Source organism: Embleya sp. L77, assembly GCF_055557415.1.
In genome coordinates, this window is sequence record NZ_CM145709.1 from 696044 (window position 1) to 713219 (window position 17176).

General features: G+C 69.5%; 13 protein-coding genes. 7 read left to right on the top strand and 6 right to left on the bottom strand.

The genetic code is table 11. The features are described 5' to 3' along the window. Positions 1-5 precede the first annotated feature (5 nt). A complete protein-coding gene (locus ACZOOI_RS02895; RefSeq protein ID WP_465279254.1) occupies positions 6-1373 on the bottom strand; it encodes a purine-cytosine permease family protein in 1368 nt (455 codons plus the stop codon). Between the two features lie 220 nt (positions 1374-1593). Then, a complete protein-coding gene (locus ACZOOI_RS02900; RefSeq protein WP_465279255.1) occupies positions 1594-2796 on the bottom strand; it encodes a CHAT domain-containing protein in 1203 nt (400 codons plus the stop codon). Between the two features lie 795 nt (positions 2797-3591). Between ACZOOI_RS02900 and ACZOOI_RS02905 the strand changes: the two genes are divergently transcribed. After that, entirely contained in the window at positions 3592-5235 is a 1644-nt protein-coding gene (locus ACZOOI_RS02905; protein ID WP_465279256.1) for a CocE/NonD family hydrolase, read from the top strand. Between the two features lie 58 nt (positions 5236-5293). On the opposite strand, the gene ACZOOI_RS02910 is transcribed toward ACZOOI_RS02905, so the two are convergent. After that, the gene (locus ACZOOI_RS02910) at positions 5294-5650 is read right to left on the bottom strand and encodes a peptidase inhibitor family I36 protein (RefSeq protein WP_465279257.1); all 357 of its coding nucleotides are present in this window, start codon (positions 5648-5650) and stop codon (positions 5294-5296) included. Between the two features lie 777 nt (positions 5651-6427). On the opposite strand from ACZOOI_RS02910, the gene ACZOOI_RS02915 reads away from it, so the two are divergent. Continuing rightward, a complete protein-coding gene (locus ACZOOI_RS02915) occupies positions 6428-6880 on the top strand; it encodes a hypothetical protein (RefSeq protein ID WP_465279258.1) in 453 nt (150 codons plus the stop codon). Here the strand turns inward: ACZOOI_RS02915 and ACZOOI_RS02920 are convergent. Next, complete coding sequence (locus tag ACZOOI_RS02920) at positions 6864-8180, bottom strand: ice-binding family protein (protein ID WP_465279259.1); 1317 nt, start codon at positions 8178-8180, stop codon at positions 6864-6866. The two genes, ACZOOI_RS02915 and ACZOOI_RS02920, sit on opposite strands and share 17 nt — an antisense overlap. Positions 8181-8923: 743 nt before the next feature. Next, the gene (locus ACZOOI_RS02925) at positions 8924-11260 is read right to left on the bottom strand and encodes a helix-turn-helix domain-containing protein (RefSeq protein WP_465279260.1); all 2337 of its coding nucleotides are present in this window, start codon (positions 11258-11260) and stop codon (positions 8924-8926) included. Positions 11261-11373: 113 nt separating this feature from the next. On the opposite strand from ACZOOI_RS02925, the gene ACZOOI_RS02930 reads away from it, so the two are divergent. From ACZOOI_RS02930 to ACZOOI_RS02950, 5 genes are all read left to right on the top strand, one after another. Then, on the top strand, positions 11374-11574 hold the full coding sequence (locus tag ACZOOI_RS02930; protein ID WP_465279261.1) for a hypothetical protein: 201 nt from the start codon (positions 11374-11376) through the stop codon (positions 11572-11574). Positions 11575-11850: 276 nt separating this feature from the next. Continuing rightward, a complete protein-coding gene (locus tag ACZOOI_RS02935) occupies positions 11851-12753 on the top strand; it encodes an aminoglycoside phosphotransferase family protein (RefSeq protein WP_465279262.1) in 903 nt (300 codons plus the stop codon). A gap of 201 nt (positions 12754-12954) precedes the next feature. Beyond that, entirely contained in the window at positions 12955-13359 is a 405-nt protein-coding gene (locus ACZOOI_RS02940) for a PPOX class F420-dependent oxidoreductase (RefSeq protein ID WP_465279263.1), read from the top strand. 950 nt (positions 13360-14309) lie between these two features. Further along, positions 14310-15290, top strand: a complete 981-nt coding sequence (locus tag ACZOOI_RS02945) for a hypothetical protein (RefSeq protein ID WP_465279264.1) — start codon at positions 14310-14312, stop codon at positions 15288-15290. 326 nt (positions 15291-15616) lie between these two features. Beyond that, positions 15617-15988 (top strand): VOC family protein, encoded by a 372-nt coding sequence (locus ACZOOI_RS02950; protein WP_465279265.1) that lies wholly within the window; start codon positions 15617-15619, stop codon positions 15986-15988. 45 nt (positions 15989-16033) lie between these two features. Here the strand turns inward: ACZOOI_RS02950 and ACZOOI_RS02955 are convergent, their stop codons facing one another. After that, the gene (locus ACZOOI_RS02955; RefSeq protein WP_465279266.1) at positions 16034-17176 is read right to left on the bottom strand and encodes an FAD-dependent monooxygenase; all 1143 of its coding nucleotides are present in this window, start codon (positions 17174-17176) and stop codon (positions 16034-16036) included.

A 17176-nucleotide genomic window follows, 5' to 3' on the forward strand; every position in this document is an offset into this window, starting at 1 on the left:
CGGCCTCAACGCGCCGCGACCGCCCGCCGCCGGTCCCACGCGACCGCGAGGTACGCGGTCGCGCCCGCGAGCGCGAACGAGAACAGCGAGGCCGACGTCCACGCCTGCGCGTGGATGTGCAGCGCGTCCTGGATGTGGCCCCAGAACGTCGCCCACCACTCGACCGAACCCGGGTTGATCAGCTGGTACATGCAAAAGCCCAGCGCCCATGGCGCGATCATCACCCAGCGGGCCGGCGCGTGGTCGCCCAGGTCCCAGCCTGCCCGCCCGCGCCCGGCGAACAGGTCCACCGCGAGCACGCCCAGCAGCGGGATGAAGATCGAGCCGATCAGCGACAGGAAGCTCGCGTAGGTGTCGAAGTCGTTCACCATCAGCGCGAACGCGGTGACCAGCGCACCCACGCCCAGGCACAACACCCGGCGGTCCACGCGCGGTGCGAGGTTCTGGATGGACATCGCGGTGCTGTAGACGTTGGCGAAGCTCTGGTCCACCTCGCGCACGACCAGGACGGCGAAGAACACCCAGCCTGCGGTGACGCCCAGGAACGAGTCGAAGATCTTGTCCGGGTCGCCGCCCACCTGGGCGAGGGCGACCAGGCCGAGCAGGTAGCACCAGATGCTGGTGATCGAGAATCCGCTCAGCGCGGCCCAGAACGCGGGCTTGGTGCCGCGCGAGTGGCGGGTGTAGTCGGACGCGAGCGGGACCCAGGAGACCGCGACCGCGAGCGCCGCGTCCATCGCCGGGAAGAACCCGGACCACGAACCCTCGGTCATCGGCGGCAGGCCCTCGCGCCACAGCTGGACCGAGAAGTAGAGCATCGCGATGCCCACCGCGACCGTCACGTAGCGGCGCAGGATCCGCAGCATGCCCAGCGGGCGCAGCGTCATCGCCGTGGTGACCGTGCCGGCGGCGACGATGTACAGCCAGTGCGGGCCGTCACCGTCGGTCATCGCCTCGATGCCGATCGAGATCACCAGCAGCTCGAAGGTGCCCCAGCCGATGCACTGGACGATGTTGAACACCGTCGGCACGTACGAGATCTTCGTGCCGAACAGGCCGCGCAGCACGGTCATCGCGGGCGCACCGCTGCGGGCACCCGGGATGCCGGCGACGGCGACCATGAGGGTGCCGATCAGCGTGCCGCCGACGGCCGCGACGATCGCGGCGACCATCGACAGTTGCGGATACCCCGCCGGGGCCAGCACGTACAGCGCGCCGGAGAAGCCGAGCAGGCTCACGCCGAGGTTGGCCCAGAACGCCGCCTGGTCGCGGAACCCGAGGGTGCGCGGCGGTGTGGTGTCCAGGATCAGGGGCGCCTCGGCGCCGCCGTGCGGCAGCTCGGGGCGTGCGTCGTCGATGACCGGAGCCGACATGGCTCTACCTGCTCTCCCTACGCCGGCATTACCCGGACAGGTTCAAGCGGTCGGTGGCCCCGGGCGCGCCGGCTCGACGCCGACACCCCATGCCGCCCTCTCAGCCCGGTTGGTCCGAGCTCCCGCGATGGCGTGGCGAACAGTACGCGCCACGCACCCCGCTTGGGAAGGCGGGGTGGCAAAACAAGCCGCGGGACGTCTCGCCGGACCGGGTGGGGGCTCACCAGCCCGAGTGGGTGAATGCCGGCCAGGCGGTCAGGTCGTCCGGGGCGATCGCGCGTGCTCGGGCGGCCAGTTCGGCCGGCATCGCGGCCGGGATTCCGCGCTTGGGGTCGCGCAGCCACAGCTGCGCCGTGCGGACGGCCTGGGCCGGTGGCAGGTCGCGGCGGTCGAGGTAGTGGTGGGCCATGTACAGCACCAGCGCGGTGGTCGTCTCGTCCACCGGCCACAACGTCGACACCACCGTGTGGGTTCCCGCCGCCAGGTACTCGGCGCCCACCCGCCAGGTCTCGTCGTGACCGCCCGCCGGCACGAACGCGATCGGGTCGCCGGCGGCCCGCCCGATCTCGATCGCATACCGCCGGGCCCGCGCACTCGCCGGCCGCGCCGCGACCTCGCACAGCAGACGCGGCGCGCCGATGTACGAGATCTGCGCGTTCTGGAGCGCGTGCCGGCGGCGGCCGTCGACGAGTGTCCAGGCCGCATGCCAGGGCACCATACCGAACGGTCCGGCGGGCAGCAGGACCAGGGACGGCGCGCGGCCGAACGAGCCGGGCACCGCGGTCAGTACCGGTTCCATCACCGTGGCCCAGGCCCATTCGCCCAGCGCATCGAGCATGACGGCCCAGTTCTCCCGGTCGCCCTCGGCCAGGTCCAGGCCGTAGTCGAGTTCGGGCAGGTCGAGCACCCGCGTGGTGCCATCGGCGTCGGTCAACACCGCGGCGCCCGGGACGAGTTGCACCAGCGCGTCGCTGCCGAGTCGGCCGAGTGCGGCGGCGATCTCGGCGGCCGACGGCGGGTCGAGCAGGGTGCGCCACGGCGTGCCGCGCGGGTCGAGGCCGACCCGGGCCGAGGCCACCTGCGCGGCGGCCCGGAACAGGTGGGCGTCCGCCGGTGCGGCCCGATGTGCGCGCCGGAAGCAGATCCGCGCCTGATCCCAGGCCGGCCGGTCGTCGGTGGTCGCAGCGCTCGCGGCGTACGCGATGCCCGCCGCATACGCGAATTCCGGCCAGCGTGTATCGGCAACGTCCAGCGCGCCGAGCGCCTCGGTCAGCAACTCGATCGCCTCCGCGAACAAGTCGCGCACGGCCTCCGGACCCTCGTCCGTCGACTCCGCGGCCAGCGCTTCGGCACACCGTGCCCGCCCGCGCTCGCCCCGTTCCCACGCCCGCCGCGTCTCCGCGTCGACGTCCTCCACGCTCACCCCCGCTAGCCCCCGCTCGCCGGGACCACGGTACCGGGGCGGGAAGCACCCTCACCGCGACCGCGGCCGAAGATCACCCCGGGGGCGCGCCGGGACTTCCCCCACGGCCGTGCGGCCGACTCCCCCACCGGCTCACGCCCCGCTCAGCCGCCACGTCTACGTCTTGCCCGGCCCGTGTCATCCCGGCCCGGATCAACATGCCCAAAAACGTGACGAGTCGGTCATGATCGCCTCGTCGGCCGGCATGAGCCGACCCTCCGGGTCGAAGCCGACCTCGAACCCTGCCGCCCGCCCCAGCGTCGCCTTGCCCGACTCGCACCATCCCACCGAAATCACCACGTCTGCCGCCCCACCCGGTCTCACCGGGCCGTGCCGCCTGCCCAGGGATGCCGCCCCCCGACTCAGGCCGCCTCCACCCAAATCACCCCTAGCCGCCGGCCCGCACCGCATCGCCGCCCGGCCCGCTCCGGCCGTCTCAGGACGAGTCGCCCCCGTCGCACCGCCCCACTCCGGCCGGTGCCGCGCCGCGCCGCTTCACCACCAACCACCGCCATCCCACCCCCACCCCCGTCTCCACCTCCGCCTCCGCCTCCGCCTCCGCCTCCGCCATCACCGTTCGTCCCCCCCCGCCGTCGTCGGAACCGTGCGAAGCGGAGTTCCTCATGGCTCTTCCGTCCTGATTTACCGGCGCGTAACTTACTCGTGAGTCACCTTCAGACGCCGTCCCTGGGCGTCGCTTCACCATGCTTTCTCGCGGGTCGGGCCACGCCCCGACCATGACGTCAGGAGACCCTCATGGGTCAATTCCGCATGCGCTCACGCGCTCGTGTGCGCCCAGGCGCTCGTGTGCGCTCACGCGCTCGTGCGGTCGCCGTCGTCTCGGCCGCGATGCTCGCCGGGACCGCCCTCGGGCCCGCCGCGTCGGCCGGCACCGTCCCCACGCACACCCCGGCGGCGGCCGTGCAGACCGCCGCCGGCACGTCCCTGCGCTTCGTCGACATCCCCGGCGACGGCGGCACCAGGCTCGCCGCGAACGTCGTCACGCCCACCGGCGGTGCCCCCGGTACCCGCTACCCGGTCGTGGTCCTGCCGACCAGTTGGGCGATGCCCCAGATCGAGTACGTCGTCCCCGCGCAAAAGCTCGCGGACAAGGGCTACGTCGTGATCGGCTACAACTCCCGCGGCTTCTGGCAGTCCGGCGGCGAGATCGAAACGGCCGGTCCCAAGGACATCGCCGACGCGTCCAGGGTGATCGACTGGGCGCTCGCCAACACTCCCGCCGATCCGGGTCGAATAGGCATGGCCGGCGTCTCGTACGGCGCCGGGATCAGCCTGCTCGCCGCCGCGTTCGATCCCAGGATCAAGGCCGTGGTCGCGATGAGCGGCTGGGCCGACCTGATCGACTCAATCTACGGCGGCCGGACCGAACACGCCCAGGCGGCAGCACTATTGGGCGGCGCCGGCTTCCTCACCGGACGACCCAGCGCCGAACTCACCGAGATCCTGAAGAACTTCCTCTCCGGCAACCTGGCCAAGGAGGCGGAGATGCTCGCGTGGGGCGCCAAGCGCTCGCCCGCGACCTACCTGGACCGGATCAACGCCAACGGCGCCGCGATCATGCTCGGCAACGCCTGGGGCGACTCGCTCTTCCCGCCGAACCAATACGCGCACTTCTACGGGAAGTTGACCGGCGCCAAGCGGCTCGAATTCCGTCCCGGCGACCACGCCACCGCCGAGGCCGGCGGACTGCTCGGGCTGCCGAACGACATGTGGGCCGATTCGACCCGCTGGTTCGACCACCACCTGCGCGGCGTCGACAACGGCATCGACCGGGAGCAGCCCGTACAGCTCAAGTCCCGTACCGGCGACGGCGGCTACGAGGGCTACCCGAGCTGGTCGGCGGTGCCCTCCTCGACCCGCACCATCGCGCTCACCGGGACCCAGCGCGTCCTGGCCAACGTCGACTCCGGGGCGGACGGCGGCACGATCTTCCTGTCCAGCATCCTCGACCAGTTCATCCAGGCCCCGCCGGTCGCCTCGATCCCGCTGCTGCCCAGGGCGTTCGCGGGCGTGTGGCAGAGCGACCGCTACGGCACACAGACGAAGGTGCGCGGTACGACGAAGCTGCACACCACCGTCACCGCATCGCACGAAAGCGGAACGATCTTCGCCTACCTGTACGACGTCGGCCCGCTGGGCATCGGCAAGTTGGTGACCCACACGCCGCTGACCTTCCACGGAAAGACGCCGGGGGTGGCGTTCCCGGTCGACATCGACATGTACGCGACGGCCTACGACGTCCCGGCGGGCCACCGCCTCGCCGTCGTGGTCGACACGGTCGATCCGCTCTACCTGGAGCACAACCCGTTCGGCGCCGGACTCGCCTTCTCGTCGCCGGCGAACGACCCGTCCACGGTGACGGTGCCGGTCCGCGACTGAGTTCGCGCAACGGCCGGTCCTCCCCGACGAAGGACCGGCCGTTGCTGTCCAAGGGGTGTCAGCAGGCGCCGGGGCCGACGCCGTCGATCCGGCCGCCGAAGTCGCCGAGGTAGCGCGAGCGCCAGTCGCCGTTGAACACGTCGCGCTTCTGCACCGGGCTCCAGTTGATGAAACACGCCCTGGTGCCGGAGACGAACGAACCGACGTGGTCGTGGAAGGCCGGCGGCATATCGCGGTAGCCGCTGCGCGAGGTCCACTCCCACGTGCTGCCGTGGAATCCTTCGCCCGTCCAGAAGCAGACCGAGCCGTCGCTACAGGGCGGCGGCGCGGCCGGCGCGGCACTCGCGCTCGTCGCCGGGAGCAGGAGGGCGGTCAGCGAAAGGGCGGCGCCGAGCGCCAGGGTACGCATGTGCATCGGTTCTCCACGATCGAAACGACGACGGCGAACTGCCGCGACGCCGCCATGCTCCTGACCCGCCCCCCGAACTCGCCAGACTTGTCGATCATTTCCACCCGATCGGGGACATGCCCTCCCCAAACGGCCCAGCGCCCCACCGCCCTGGCCGCGCCGAAATCCGTTCCGTACGCGGCCGACTGACACCGCGGGCACGATTGGCAGTGTGGCCGGACCTGACCGAGGACGTCGAGGCGATCAGGACCGCCATCGCGCGCCGGGAGCGCTTCACATCGCTAGTTCGACAACATCCGGGCGGCCAATTCCACAAGCAACGCATCGCCGAACCGCACATGCCCCACCCAGACCTGCCCGAGACCCCCGGAGATCGAACCACGCTCGTTCCCATACATGAGGCCGACCGCCGGCCACTGCTCGCCGGCGACCTGCCCGACGCCGATGGCGTACTGCGAGCACGCCAATCGCGCTCCGGCCGAGGACGCCGCACGTTCATGTCCTCGTTGCGGATCGGCGACATCGTCACCGGCCGAACCCCCGCGCCCGCCGGTCCGAGTCGGCGACCAAGTAGACGTATCCATCACCGAAATGGACCGCGAGCACCGCCGAATCGCTCTCGCCTTCACCCGGGAACACACCGCCTGAACCTTCCGATCGGAGGCACGGACTCGGACCTCCGAGCCGAGCCGATCCTGTTGGTGTCATGCCACTTCAGCGGGCCCTGGTGCCTCGAACCGCGTGACCGGAGGAGTTGATACCGGGATGACGGCAGGGCGACCGATGCCCACACAGGACGATGTGCTCGGGTACTTCGGCACGCTGTCGAACTGGGGACGGTGGGGTGACGACGACGAGCTCGGCACTCTGAACCACATCACCGACGACGTTCGGCCGGCGGCGGCGCGGGCCGTGCGCCACGGCAGGAGCGTGTCGTGCGCGTGGGAGGTTGCCGTACCGAAAGACATGGAGCGATCGACGACGACGTGCCCGTGCGCCGCCGACATGCCGGGTGCCGAGGACCTGCCGGTGCCCACATTTCGCAACGACCGGCGCTGGGGCTTTTCGTCCGAGCGGCTCGGCATCACGTTCCACGGCAACACCCTCACCTACGTCGACCGTGGGCGGTGGTCCGGGCGGGCACGGTCGTGTCGAGCGGACGTCCGAGCGCCGGCGGACGCGGCGGGCATGCGCCCCGGTTGCGTGGCGTGTGACTCCGTCACCAAGGGCGAGTGATTGTGTTGGTGTCCAGAGTTACAGAGCCGTTGATGGCCAGGACCTGGCCGTTGACCGTCACGCCGGCATTCACGGTGATCGAAATCTGGGCCAGGACCCTTCCTGCAAAGTCGGTGTCAGGGCCCAGAGTGGCTGAACTACCGATCAGCCAGATGACATTCCTGGCCATGGCGCCGTTGATGAGGAGCACTTGGCTCGCGGTTGCCGTCGTCAGGGTCGATCCGATTTGGAAGATCCAGTCGGCGTTGCGGTCGCCCTGGGCATCCAGCGTGAGCGTTCCGGTGAGCCCGATGGAAGAGGCGGCGTTGTAGACGCCGGGAGGCAGTGTCAGGTCGCCGAGGTCTCCGGTGATGCCGGCGTCCGGGATCTGATCGACGGCGTCGTTGTACGTCGTGACCAGGTTGGCATGGCCTTCGACGGCAGCTGTGTCCGAGTTGTGGATACTTCCGTTTACCCGGCCGGGCGGGAATCCGGTGATGGACACTCCCGGGCTTACTCCGAGATCTCCGGTGACGCTCGTAAGACCGGTGTTGGTGACCGACGCTCCGCCTAGGACCGCGAAGAGTCCCAGATAGGTGTAGGCGTCCGAAGCTGTGGTGGTGCCACCGAGGGTGGTGACGGAGACATCGGCCGGACCGAGCTCTCCGGCCGGCAGCACCGCGTCGATCTCGGTGTCGGAGGCGACCCGGAAGGAGAGGGCGGGTATGCCGCCGAAGGTGACGCTCGTGGTGTAGGAGAACGCGGTCCCGGTGATGACGACGAGATTGCCGCCGTCCACCGGTCCCGAGTCGGGGGTGACGGCGGTAATGGAGGGCGAGTCGAGATAGGTATAGGTAACTCCGCCGGCGATTCCGCCTCTGGTGATCACGGTAACCCCCACCGGACCCGCGGAGGCCGCCGGTGGGACGGTCGCGGTGAGCCGGCCGTCCGAATCGACGGTGAACACGGCGGACTGCGTACCGAATCTGACCTCGCTCGTGGTGTAGAGCCCGAGGCCGGTGAAGATCACCGTATTGCCACCTCCCGAAGGACCCGCCGGAGGCGGGCCGAGGCGGAAGGAGGGCGGCGGCAGGTAGTAGAAGGTGCCCACAATCCCCGTTCCGCCGGCGGTTGTGACGGAGACCGGGACGGCGCCGTGACCGGAAGGGGTGATGGTGTCAGTCGTGGCGTCGCTGACGACCATGAAGCTCGTAGCCTGGCGGGAGCCGTAGCGCACGGCGGTGGTACCGGTGAAGTGGCTCCCGGTGAGGGTCACCGCATCACCGCCACCGGTGGATCCCTGGTTCGGTGAGACCGGCATGGGGCGCCCCCTTGGACGATCGCCGACGGATGGGGGAGCGTCTCGAACCAGCCCCCTTCGACGACACAACGGTTCGATTACACCAAGTAACCCATCGGGTGCAAACCGGTGTCAATAGGCAAGGAACTCATGCCGCCCACCATGGAGGCATGTTCAGTGCAAGGCCCTCGGGGCGCTCTTGGTCGGGCAGAGGCAAACCGAGGCCGCCGGGCAATCCGGGTGAACCAACTTGAACGCGGCCGACGCGACGGCGCCGGAAGCAAGCTGAGCTTTGGGTTCCGCGAGGCAACTGCAATCAGAGGACATCGGCCCCGACCTGGCGACAGGTCGGGGCCGAATGTCTTGCCTGTTCAGGCCGGCGGAAAATGCAGCCGAAACTGCAACCAAGCTGTCAGGCCCGCTGGTGCAGCCGGCCCTTCGCGGCCGTGGGCTGCGCAGGCCATATCAAGGTGCTGGGGGCTCTTCCGCTCCCGCCACGTCACGGGTGATGTGCCACAGTTGACGCCCACTGACGTCCGCAGTGCTGAAGGTTTCGTCCACCCTCCGGTCGGTATCCGAGCTGCGGTGAGAAGGCCCATGATGTCCGGCGATTGCCGAGCCAATACTCCGTGCCGTCGACTCACGCTTGCCAACGCTGCGCCGTCCGACGACATGGAGAGCGCCCGGATGAGTTCGCGATGACAGGACGCTGCTCACCCCGGTCGTGTACCTCAGGCCGGAGCGTCGGCTTCTCCGCCTGCCTGTCATTGATGGTCCGCGCTCCATGGAGCCGAGGGGGATCCATCCGGGTCCAGTCCGTACTGCCACCTTTCCATGCCGAGTGAGGGGAGATGGCCGGCGTCGGCGGCGTGCCGGTAGAGGGCTTCGACTCCCTCACGGTCCCTGGCCTCTCTCCGCATCCGCGCCAGGTCGCGCAGGACGTCGAAATCGCCGGCATCCGCAGCCTTCAGGGCAACGGTTTCGGCGCTCGCCTTGTCGCCGGCCTCCTCCCGCGCCCACGCCATGTGGGCGACGGTGAGGCCGCCGTTGGCGTCCGCGGCCCGTCGGTAGGCAGCTTCGGCACCTTCTCGGTCTCCTTCCTCCTCCCGCATCCGCCCCAGTTTCAACAGGGCATTGGCATCACCGGAGCAAACGGCTTCCAGGGCGAGAGCTTCGGCGCTCTCCCGGTCCCCGGTCTCCTCTCGCATCACCGACAGGTTGGAGAGGGGGAATGCATCGCCGGCATCGGCGCCCTGCCGAGCGTAGGCTTCGGCCCCCTCCCGGTCTCCAGCCCTTTCCCGCATAAACACCAGGTCGGTAAAGGCGTTGGTGTGACCGGCGTCGGCAGCCTGCCGGTAATAGGCTTCGGCACCCTTTGAATCTCCGACCGTTTCCCGCAACCGCGCCAGGCCACGCAGAGCGTCGGCTTCACCGGCATCGGCAGCCTGCTGGTAGAGGGCTTCGGCGTTCTCTCGGTCCCCGGCACTCTCCCGCATCTGCCCCAGGCGGCGGACGGCGCCGGGATCGCCGGCGTCTGCGGCCCGCCGGTAGAGCGTCTCGGCGGCCTCCCGGTCCCCGGCCAGTTCCCTCTCCCAGCCCAGTTCGATCATGGCGCCGGTGTGGCCGGTTCGGGCAGCTCGGAGGCGGAGGTAGTGGGCCCATTGCAACCGGCCCCTGTCCTTGGCGGCTTCGGCGAGGTTGTTCAGGTCGCCGGAGTGGGTGAGGTGGATGTGAGCGGCGTGCCAGAAGGACGCGGGGGGACAGATCAGACGCCGGGCGGTGCGGCCATGCTGTTCGAGGTAGTCGGCGAGGCGGATCATTGGACCCGTGGGTGGGGCCACAGCAGTGGCTGGTATCGGACCGACCGGGGGACGCCGTGTGGGCCGGGGATTGGTCCGGCCGAGCGGGGCTTGCTTGCCGTGGACGGGACGGGCGAGGTCGGTGTAGGCCATTTCGGCCCAGTCGTCGGTGAGCTGGTTCCAGTCGTGGTCGGCGAGATAGTCGGTGGCAGCGTCGGTCACGAACGCCTGGGGAAGGCGGAGACCCAGCCCGAGACGGCGGGCGTCCATCGCGGCCTCCAGGAGAGCCCGGACAGCCGGGGTGCCTTGCCGGTAGCGGCGCAGGAGTTCGGGGGCACCCGCAAGGTCTTGGGCGATTCGCCCGTCGGTGCCGGCGCGGGTAAGAGCCTCCGCCAGCAGCCGGTCACCCTCCTCGGCAAGGGTCGCGGCAGCGCCGAGCGCGTCCTGGTCGAAGGTGTCGGGAACAGTCACTGTGCGGCCGGCCAGCAACTCACGGACGCGGCTGTGGGGGTCGGGCCCGCCGGGTCGGGGCATGGCGGTGTATTGGTCCTCGTACTCGGGCCAGAGGGTTCCCAGGATGAGGACCGGTCCGCGGCTGGAGTCGGTAAGGAGGCTGTGCAGGCCGGCGGCGAGGCGTTCGCCGACCTGCGGATCGCCGAGGTAGTGCTGGGCCTCGTTGAGCCACACCACCGTTTGCGGTGCGACGCGTTCGAGTTCGGTCAGCGCGTCTTCGGCCCGGGTCGGGTCGAACGGATGCCACAGCTTCCATGCTTGGGCCGCGAGCGGTTGGACGGCCTCCCAGCACGCCCTGGTCTTGCCGGTCGAGGACGAGCCAACCAGAACCAGCATTCGGCTCCGGCCCATCTCGGCGTCCCCTGCGGCGTCGGCGAGGATCCGGTCGTGAACGCGGTGCACGTAACCGGACAGCATCCGCCTTGATTCCGCGGAGCCGGAGGCGGGGGTGACTCCGGCGGGATGTACCTCCAGATCGTGCGGGTCCCACTCGACGATCGGCCTTCCCGGGCCTTTCTCCGGTACCGGTGCTGGGGTGGCTTCCTCGGCTGCGGCCCGCTGGAGCGCCAGCAGTTCCTCCACCGGCAGACGCAATGCAGTTCCCAGAGCCGCGACCGTTTCCGCTGAGGGAACCGGCCTCCCGTCTTGGAAGGCGGTGTGGACGGTGGTGCGGCCCAGTCTGGCCCGGGTCGCGAGCTGGGTCACGCTCAGCCCGGCGAGAACCCGCCCGTAGCGCAACCGCTCGCGCAGTTCCGCGAGAGCGGTTCTCCCGCTGTGCTCCTTGACCACAGGACCCCCAGTTCCGTGTTCACCGGTGTTCGTCTTTGTTCGGCCGAACCATGGTGAACACCGTTCCCGAGACGATGAGTTCGTCAAGTCCCGCCCCTCCCTGGGAGGTTACCGTGACCCACCTTGCACTCGTTCTCGTCGCCGTTGCTCTCGTTGTTGCGTTCGCGCTGCTTGCCGCAGTAGCCGCCGGCGTGCTCGCCCGTCTCGATGGCGCCACCTACCCCACTGCTCTCATGCGAGCAGGAACCACCTTCGCCGCCGGCGTCACGCTTGCCGCAGTGGTCACTCAAACGCTCGCCTTCGTCCTGGCGTGAGCCATGGGGGCACCGCAGGCCAACGGCCCGGCGGTGTGTGTTCCGCGACGGGCGTGACCGGCTGCTCGACGGCAGGCTCGACGACGTGTGCCACTACCGCTTCCCGACAGGCGTCGGCGCGATCATTCGACTTTCGCGTATGCGATCTCTGGTTCCGCTATGCCGTTGCTGCGGCCGAGGCGACGGCCGAAGCTGTGCGTTGTGGCCCGTGCGTGCGCGGGAGTGGGTCGGAAATGTGCTTGACGCCGCCGACATCCGAAGGTCGGATGGCAACTCATGAGTGCGGTTCCGATGCATCCCGATTTGCATCCCATCGACGAGGAGCTCGTGCGGCGGTTGATGGCCGGGCGGTTTCCGAAGTGGGCCGGGGCGGCGGTGCGGCGGTTTCCCTCGGGGGGCACGGTCAACGCGATATACCGGCTCGGGGACGACATGGTCGTACGGCTCCCGCTGGGCAGGAGCGGGGCCGAGGACGTGGCGCTGGAGCGGGAGTGGCTGCCTCGACTCGCGCCGCTGCTGCCCACCGGCGTTCCCGAGATGCTCGGGGTCGGCGAGCCCGCCGAGGGGTATCCGTGGCCGTGGTCGGTGTACCGGTGGCAGGCGGGCGGGAATCCCGAGGCCGGGGCGTTGGCGGAGCCCATGGCGCTCGCCGAGGATCTTGCCCGCTTCGTGGCGGCGATGCGGGCCGTCGACCTGCCGGACGCGCCGCCCGCCTATCGGGGTGGGCCGCTCGCCCGGCTCGATGCCTCGACCCGGGCGGCGATCGAGGAGTTGCGCGCCATTCCGGAGGAGGGCATCGACTGCGACGACTTGATCGCCGTCTGGGAGGACGCCCTCCGGGCCCCCGCCTGGGACGGGCCGCCGCTGTGGCTGCACGCCGATCTGATGCCGGGCAATCTTTTGGTGGACGGTACCGGCCGGCTGACCTCGGTGATCGACTTCGGGTGCATGGGCGTTGGTGATCCGGCGTGCGATCTGTTCCCGGCTTGGAATCTGCTGCCGGCCGGGGCACGGCAGGTCTTCCGCGCGGCACTCGGCGTGGACGACGCGACCTGGCGCCGCGGCCGGGGCCGTACCCTCTCCCAGGCCGTGATCGCACTGCCGTACTACCGCACCACGAACCGGTCGATGGCCGACAACGCCCGCCACGTGATCCGGGCCGTGCGGGAACGGGATTGATCCCGGCGCCATTCGACCATGTTCGGTGGCGGCGCCAATCGGGTGACGCCGGGAAGAAACCGGCTCGGATGGCTTCGCCATGCCCGGTGGCAACGTCGATCCTTGACATCAAGTGCGCTTGAAGTTCTAGTTTCCGGGTTCGAGACGAGCGTCCGGGGCGGACTCGGATGGCACGGCGGACACGGACGGAGCGCGGCGGACATGGCGACGTACACCGAGATCGAACGGGCGTACCTGCTCGGCCAGGGCCTGGGGCGATTGGCAACCGTGGGACCCGATGGCGAGCCGCAGGTGCGGCCCGTCGGCTTCCGGCTCAACGAGGACGGGACCGTCGACATCGGCGGGCCCAAGCTCAGCGCGAGCCAAAAGTGGCGCAACGCGGAGCGCAATTCGGCCGTGGCGTTCGTCGTGGACGACATGACGCCGGACGAGCCGGGGGCGTACAAGCCGGGCTGGGGGCGCGGCGTGGAGATCCGCGGCCGCGCCGAGTTGCTGCGCGACCACGAACCGCCGCTGGCCGTGGGGTTCTTCAGCAACGAGGTACTGCGGATCCACCCCGAGCGGGTGATCGGCTGGAATCTCGAGGACCGCGGCGCCGGTTCCTGACCCGAACGGGTGCGGGCACGCGAAGCAATCCCGATCACGGCCATGGGAGCCGAGACCACCGCCGAGACGCCGATCGTCGACGGTGCGCCGACGGGCGGGGGCATATTTCCGATGGGCCAGGTGGCACGACACGACCAATGGGTGTGCAATACCGCGAGTTCGTCGGCGGCGGAGGCCGGCGTGAGCGTGTTGCGGCGGACGGTTCCGAAACAAAGTCGAGTTCATGGCCGATCACGTTCGAGCGCATATCCCTGGCGTGCGGTTCTTTCACACGTGCCATCCATCCGCGGTCTGGACGTTGTGGCCTGCACGTTGTGGCCTGGACGGCATTCGGCACGGCCGCCGCGGGAATCGGGGAGGCGTGCTCCTTCACGAAGCCGAGGCCGCTCGGTATCGGCGCGGAGATCGGCGCGGAGATCGGCGCGTGGGTTGCGGAGGGCCGCCAGGGAGCGAAGAGTGGATCTTGTCGTGGGTATCCACCGTTGAGCACTTCGTCTCCGGTGACCGTGGGCCGTCGCAGGCGACGCCCACACACGACAAGGCAGCACCGTCCCGAGCCATTTGGAACTCCCATGTCCAAAACCGCACGGCACCAGATCTCCCGCATCGTCGGCACGTCCTGCCTGGCAACCGCACTCGCACTACCGGCCGTCGTCCAAGCGGCACCCCCCGCTTTCGCTCGCGCTCGGAGCGCGGTACCCGCGACGGCCACTCCCCCGGCGCCACAGCCGCCGCCGGACACGTCCGGACCGAAACAGACCGACACTTCCAAGCCCACGAAGCCGGGCACGCCGTCCGAGACGAAGGAGTCGAGTCCACCGGGTTCGGGGCAGCCGAGCACGCCCGGTTCCGGGGGCCCGAGCACACCCACGTCGACAGGACCGACGCCGTCCTCGCGGCAGTTCGCGCCGGGAATCACGCCGAAGGAGGTCGAAGCTCAGATAGCGGCGTTGAACATTCCGGAGGAGGAGAAGAAGAAGATCAGAGACGGGCTGAACAAGGCTCTCGAAGCGATCAACGACCCGACGACCACTCCGGCCGATAGGGCCAGGTACGAGAGTGCCGTGGACGGGCTCAACGAAGCGCTGAAACTGAGCCGGAACCCGAATGCTTCAGCAGCGGACCGGGATGCGTACGCGAAACTCGCTTCCACGCTCGGCAATGTCGTGGTGAGTAGCCGGGATCCGAACGTACCGGCTGCCGTCCGGGATCAGCGACTGCGAGACGCACAGGTTATCGGCGATACGCTCAAGGCGATCCAGGATCCGAACACGTCTCCGCAGGATCGGGCCGCATACACGCAGATCACGCAGGCAATCGGCGCGGCATACGCGATAGTCTTCGATCCGAGGACGATCCCCGCGAACCGTGACACTTTCTCTGCCATCGCCACGCATTTTGCCTTCCGTCTGGCGTTCATTCAGGATCCGAAAGTGACCGTGGCGGATCGGGCGATCGTCATGAAGCTCACCCAGTTTTCCGCCGCCGGATTCCTGGCCAGCCTGAATCCGATAACGGCACCGACGAAACCGCCGGACCAGAACAGGATCAAACAGGTCATCGAGCAGATCAGCCAAGAGGCCAACCAAGCGGCGGCAACCCTCCAGAATCCGAAGGCGTCGCCGCAGGATCGGCAGGCCGCACAGAAGAAGCTGAATGCATTGACCAACGCAGCACAGAATCCCGAATATCTGAAATTCTTGACGGAGGTCAAGAAGTACGATCCGCCGGCGGCCTGCCTCACGACAATCGAGAACCGAACGAATCAGGCCGGCTGGCCGGACGGGTCCCTGTGGGGCCTCTCCGACCAATCGTGCGCCGACACGTTGGCCAAGGCGTCCGGCGACAACAGCAGTCGCTGGAACCAGCTCTTCGGATGCGTCCGCGACAACGCATTCTCGACATGCGTCGTCTACATCCCCAAGGACTGAGAACGCCCCGAGCGGCCCGCCCGTCCATGCCGATCGGCGGGCCGTCCGACGCCCGGCGGTCCCGCGTGCCGGGTAGTCCGGTACCTCCGTTCCGTCCCTTTTAGCCGCCCTCTTCGGCTCCTTGTGGTCGCCCCCTTCGGCGGGGCGCCATCGCAACCGGTGCGCACGCACCCGCGCACCGTCGGACGGCACCGGCCCTCCGGACCCACCCTGAGCGAAGCGCGACCGCGCGCGACACTCCGACCGACCGACATCGCCCGGCTGCCCGGGCGATGTCGGTCCGCGTGCCTACCGTGGATGTCGGTCCGCGTGCCTACTGTGGCCGTATGAAGATCCGCCGCGTCGTACCCAGCGTCTCCGCCACCGACCTCGGCCCCAATCGGGACTTCTATCAGGACTTCCTCGGCTTCGAGCCGGGCATGGACGAGCCCGGGTTCCTGATGTTCCGCTCGCCGAGCAACCCGACCGCGCAGGTGATCGTGGTCACCGACGACTGCGACTGGGACGCCCAGTCCGGCCGCACAGCGATGTCGATCGAGGTCGAGGACGTCGACGCGGCCTATGCCCAGGCGCGCGATCGGGGCTACGAGATCGTCTACCCGATCACCGACGAGGCGTGGGGTGTGCGCCGCTTCTTCGTCCGCGACCCCAACGGCTACGTGCTCAACATCAACATGCACATCGCCGACCGGGGCTGAGTCCGCCGCCACCCGACGGCCGGCCCCTCGCACCAAGCCGCCGGGTCACCGACCACCGATCGAGGCGCCCAGCGCGTGACCGCCGAAGCCGTCGTCCGCGTGCTGGGCCGCCCACCAGTCGACCATGTGCTCCGCCGTCATGACGGTCCAGTCCGGGGTGTCCTCGACCATCGCGTAGCCCATCGCCCGGGCCACCCGGACCAGGTCCGCGCCCGCCGGTTGCCGCTCCGCCCGGTAGCGCGCCAGCACGTCGTCCCACGAACCGTCCCGTCCCACCTCCCGGCACGCGGTCTCGAAGGCCACCGCGTCCTGGATGCCCTTGACCGCGCCACTGGCCACGTGCGGGCGGGCGATCGCCGCCGCGTCACCGGCGACCAGCGCACGCCCGCTCGTATAGGCGTCCACCACCAGGTCGTTGATCGGCTGAATCAACGTCTCGCTCTCGGGCGTGGCGATCACCAGGTCGGCCCAGAACGGCGGGAAGTACGTGCGGGCCAGTTCCAGCAGCGCCGGACGCGGGTTGTCCGTGCCGCCCACGGCGCTGTACAGGCCCCACGACATCCGGTCGCCCTCGCTGCCCGGAATGCGGTACATCACGCCCTGGCCGTTCGGTATGCAGACCGAGATCAGGTGGTCCATCGGCTCGTGCTCCCACGCACAACTCCCGCGCCACATCGTGTAGCCCGCGTATTGCGGCACCGCGTCCGGGAACAGCGCGGTACGCACGGCGGAGCCGTACCCGTCCGCGCCGACCACCACGTCGTAGTGCTCCCGGGTGCCGTCCGGCAGCACCACCTCGCCGTCCTCGCCCAGGGTGACGGGCGTGCCGCCGCGGTAGTCCACCTCGGCCGGCACCCGGCGGCGCAACCCCTGCCACAACTGGCCCCAGTTGTACATCCGGAATGCGGCCGACTGGTCCCAGAGCAACCGGCCTCGCGGTGAACTCCCGTCGTCGACGAGCCACTTGCGCCCGACAACGTTGCGCCACGGGGTGCTGTCGTCGATGTAACCGGCCGCCTCCAGCTCCACATAGCGGTCGACGTGCAACGCGATGCCCACGCCCCGGTCGGCGAGTTCGCCGGTGGTGCGCTCGTACACGGTGACCTCGGCCCCGCCCCGCGCCGCCGCCAGTGCGAAGGCGCAGCCCGTGATACTTCCGCCGACCACGGCGACCCTGCCTATCGGCAT

What these genes read in the sequence shown, in the direction of transcription:
- ACZOOI_RS02920 (WP_465279259.1), bottom strand. Translation starts at nt 8,180, where the DNA reads ATGCCGGTCTCACCGAACCAGGGATCCACCGGTGGCGGTGATGCGGTG.
- ACZOOI_RS02950 (WP_465279265.1), top strand. Translation starts at nt 15,617, where the DNA reads ATGAAGATCCGCCGCGTCGTACCCAGCGTCTCCGCCACCGACCTCGGC.
- ACZOOI_RS02940 (WP_465279263.1), top strand. Translation starts at nt 12,955, where the DNA reads ATGGCGACGTACACCGAGATCGAACGGGCGTACCTGCTCGGCCAGGGC.
- ACZOOI_RS02935 (WP_465279262.1), top strand. Translation starts at nt 11,851, where the DNA reads ATGAGTGCGGTTCCGATGCATCCCGATTTGCATCCCATCGACGAGGAG.
- ACZOOI_RS02905 (WP_465279256.1), top strand. Translation starts at nt 3,592, where the DNA reads ATGGGTCAATTCCGCATGCGCTCACGCGCTCGTGTGCGCCCAGGCGCT.
- ACZOOI_RS02915 (WP_465279258.1), top strand. Translation starts at nt 6,428, where the DNA reads ATGCCCACACAGGACGATGTGCTCGGGTACTTCGGCACGCTGTCGAAC.
- ACZOOI_RS02895 (WP_465279254.1), bottom strand. Translation starts at nt 1,373, where the DNA reads ATGTCGGCTCCGGTCATCGACGACGCACGCCCCGAGCTGCCGCACGGC.
- ACZOOI_RS02955 (WP_465279266.1), bottom strand. Translation starts at nt 17,176, where the DNA reads ATGCCGATAGGCAGGGTCGCCGTGGTCGGCGGAAGTATCACGGGCTGC.
- ACZOOI_RS02910 (WP_465279257.1), bottom strand. Translation starts at nt 5,650, where the DNA reads ATGCACATGCGTACCCTGGCGCTCGGCGCCGCCCTTTCGCTGACCGCC.